This is a genomic window from Paenibacillus lupini, assembly GCF_011761355.1.
Classification (GTDB): domain Bacteria; phylum Bacillota; class Bacilli; order Paenibacillales; family Paenibacillaceae; genus Pristimantibacillus; species Pristimantibacillus lupini.
Window position 1 is genome coordinate 1 of the sequence record NZ_JAASRW010000019.1, and the last position, 3,529, is coordinate 3,529.

At 41.8% G+C, this 3,529-nt stretch carries 4 protein-coding genes and 1 rRNA gene; 1 reads left to right on the plus strand and 4 read right to left on the minus strand.

Annotated elements, in window-relative coordinates:
- Positions 1-383 precede the first annotated feature (383 nt).
- Genes FHS17_RS30255 through FHS17_RS30265 form a run of 3 tightly spaced genes read right to left on the minus strand, consistent with a single transcriptional unit; the run spans position 384 to position 2,512 of the window.
- A complete protein-coding gene (locus tag FHS17_RS30255; RefSeq protein WP_167283198.1) occupies positions 384-746 on the minus strand; it encodes a cupin domain-containing protein in 363 nt (120 codons plus the stop codon).
- A 12-nt stretch (positions 747-758) separates the two neighbouring features.
- Entirely contained in the window at positions 759-1,520 is a 762-nt protein-coding gene (locus FHS17_RS30260; protein ID WP_167283200.1) for a sugar phosphate isomerase/epimerase family protein, read from the minus strand.
- Positions 1,517-2,512, minus strand: a complete 996-nt coding sequence (locus FHS17_RS30265) for a Gfo/Idh/MocA family protein (protein WP_167283202.1) — start codon at positions 2,510-2,512, stop codon at positions 1,517-1,519. The genes FHS17_RS30260 and FHS17_RS30265 overlap by 4 nt, the downstream gene beginning before the upstream one ends.
- 176 nt (positions 2,513-2,688) lie before the next feature.
- On the opposite strand from FHS17_RS30265, the gene FHS17_RS30270 reads away from it, so the two are divergent.
- Positions 2,689-3,252 (plus strand): helix-turn-helix domain-containing protein, encoded by a 564-nt coding sequence (locus FHS17_RS30270; protein WP_167283204.1) that lies wholly within the window; start codon positions 2,689-2,691, stop codon positions 3,250-3,252.
- Positions 3,253-3,440: 188 nt separating this feature from the next.
- Here the strand turns inward: FHS17_RS30270 and FHS17_RS30275 are convergent.
- Positions 3,441-3,529: ribosomal RNA gene (locus FHS17_RS30275) — 23S ribosomal RNA — on the minus strand; the annotation flags it as partial.

A 3,529-nucleotide genomic window follows, 5' to 3' on the forward strand; every position in this document is an offset into this window, starting at 1 on the left:
TCTAACGGGGCAGTTTTGCTCGTTGTTCAGTTTTCAAAGAACAATTTTTTTCAACAACGCTGTGTATCTTATCACGTTATCGAATTCAGTGTCAAGCTTTATTTTTCATTGATTTCAATTTCTATCTATCAATGATATTGAGCTTTCCGTCCCAACCGCTTGTTTCTCTCGGCCAGAAATAGAATATACCATACAATGATTTATTAATGCAAGTGTTTTTGATAATTAATTATTATTTGTATTTACACCTCCTAAATCGATACAGTTATCAGATTATTGCATTAATTATCTCGTTAACTTTACTAGTGTTTTGATAAGAATTCATCTATTTAAAATAACCAAGATGGAATGCATTATTATGCCTTCCATCTTCAATATTACTCCTACTCTCCTATCGTTTGTCGATCTGGCGCTGAGTACGCGATGATCATCCGACAAGGCTCCCAGCTGGTCACCTTTGCATGATGTGGAACACCTCGCGGAATTCGGAGCATCATTCCTGGCTCAAGATGGAACACCTCTTCTCCAAGCGAGTGATCACACTCTCCGGATAATACAAAAATAAGCTCCTCACAATTGGGATGAATATGCCTCCCGTTCGCCTGTCCAGCTTCGATATAGACCATACCAAAGGTCATTTCTGACTCTGGATCGATGTCTTGACCGCATAACCAATGAATCTTACCCCAATCCATCGATAGGATGCGGCCCTCCTCTTCTTTTCGCAAATCTGAGATTGTAGCCATTACTCGTTCTCCTTACTTGGTAGATTGTAATCCATGCCTTAAAAAACGAATACATTCATCCAGCCCTTCCACGATAGAACCACCGCTTTCTTCATCTGCAGATATCCAGCCGCGGTAACTGGTATCTATAATTGCTGCAAATATCGGTTCAAAGTCAATTACTCCACGGCCGAGAATTTGCCAATCTCCTGCTGCGAAGTCTTTTAGGTGATAATTATCAATAACGGAAGCAAAGGATCTAATCAGTTCAGCTGAATTCCCTATTCCGGATTTGACCAGATGTGCGGTATCAATTGTTAAACCTACAGTTCCCTGCTGTATACGATCAAAGAAAATATCAAAATCTTCCCGATACATAACCGGTTGATCGTAATGATGATGGAGTGAAAGCTTCAGTCCATGCTGCTGCGCTTCTTTTCCAAGCTCAGACAAACAATCTGCATAGGTGCGAATATCCTCAGCTGTCACCTGACTGCGGGACACACCGTGGCAAAATACGATCATCTCAGACCCTATCTTTTGACCAAACTGAAACAACTCCCGTAGGTTCCTGAGTCCCTGTTCATCCAGACCTCCTCCGGTAATAAGCGCTGAAGCTATACCTTCCCTATGACCCCATTCTTCTATAAAACGTTCCGGTTGAAACAAATAAGGTGCATATTGCCCTCCTTTGAGCTGCAACCCAGCATAACCAGCTTTCTGATAATCATTAAAAAGAAGATTACGCTCTTCATCAGATGCGGTGGGTCTAGAAAAAGCATATTTGATCGTCATATTCTAACTCCGTCTTTAAGCCGTACAATCTGAGATTCAGCTGCCGACTGGTAGGAAGCATCAAGCAATGCTACGGTCTTCAGATTATCTTCTGCACTATTGCTAGCGACTGCACCTGTCTCAATCCATGTTAACAGTTGCTCGATGTTATCCAGACTATTTTGTTCGCGGGAGTAGTGGTTCTCCCATGTATGTGATGAATTGCGTTCACCAGGGAGGTAAAGCTCAACCTGATTATGATTACATCTCAGGGTCCCCTTCTCTCCAATTACGATCATTTCCGTTCGACTAATCGAAGAAGAGAAGCTTTGCGTATAGGTCACAATGGAACCGTTTTCAAATCTTAGCTGAACAGTTGCATCTGTCTCTCCTTGACAGTTGATCGCGTTAGAAGAATTCAACAAGCATACAACCGATTCAGCCTCGCAGCCCAGTATTTGTCTAAAACCATCAAACCAATGGATACCCATAACCGATAAAGCGTGCCGCTCACGATCGAGGCGCCATCCTGCATCTTGCCGGAAAAACATTTCATTGAATATAATCATCGTCACTTTGCCAATCGTGTTTTCTGCAATAATGCTCTTAACGATCTCGAATGGATAATGACGTCTAAAGTTCTGATTCACTGCGACTGGAACGTTAAGCTGCTTTGCTTTTTCCGTAATTTCAATCGCATCATTTAATGTGTCCGAGAATGGCTTTTCTACCAGTAATGGTATTCCAGCTTCTAATAAAGGAAACACAACCTGCTTACGAATGGAAGTAGGAGTGCATACGATAGCAGCATCAATGCCGCTGTGTTGAATAAATTCTTTCAAGTCTGTAAAACGCTGTGGAATTCCATATTTATCAGCCCGTTCTTGCAGCACCTGTTCATTTGGATCACATATCGCCGTAATTTCAATGCGTGCCGGGTTAGCTTTATAGCCTTCCAGATGTAATTCAGATACTCCGCCCGCCCCAACCAGGCCGACTTTAAATTTCTTCAACTCACTCCACCCCATTCAACTTGTTTTATAGTTATTCAACCTTGTTGAACAACAACTTGATTATAAGGGATTAGCTTCCATTCGGCAATCTATATTTTTCATTGAATTGCTGGTATTTTAGAGAAGGTATCGGTAAAGTTATAGTACAAAGTAATCTTATGACGCGAGGGATCCCTATGGAATTGGGCAAAAGAATCCGATTAATTCGTAAAGAACAAAAACGCACACAAGATGAGGTTTCTGCAGCCTGCGGTTTCACGAAAAGCATGCTTTCCAAGATCGAAAACGGGAGCACCATGCCAGCTGTTGCTACACTAATGAAAATCTCTTCAGCACTAGGAGTAAAGGTATCAGACCTGTTGGAACCATCCCCGAGCAACGGAACGATCTATACGAGTGCGGCAGAGTATCAGGATATAGAAAAATGGATCAAAACAGATAAAGGCTACTCTTTCTTTGCCTTCGCATCCGGCAGAAGAGATAAAATCATGCAGCCTTATTTGTTTGTAGCACAACGAGGTGAAGTGAAAAGCCATGTATTCTCTCACGAGGGACAAGAGTTCATCTATGTCCTTTCTGGACAAATGAAGTATAAGGTCGGCAATATCGAATATGAGATGAGCGCCGGAGATGGGATGTACTTCAACTCACTGGAAGAGCATCTTGTTATTCCTGTATCTGAACAAGTTAAATACTTAGCAATATTCACTGAAGATGCCGGGCGGCCAACATCAGATTAAGAATAGCTTTCTGCATAAATGTGATGATGCAGGAAGCTCCACTTCCTTCTAAAGAAAAAAAACATAGAAACCTACCAAAGTTTATTTGGTAGGTTTCTATGTTTTCTGTATATTGCACACTGAAAACTGGATGCGAATGAATGAAACTTAAGCGATTTATAGTACTTGCGAATACTCACAAGAGTTTGTAGGATAAGCCCTCGACCGATTAGTATTCGTCAGCTCCACACATTGCTGTGCTTCCACCCCGAACCTATCAACCTCGTCGTCTTCAAGG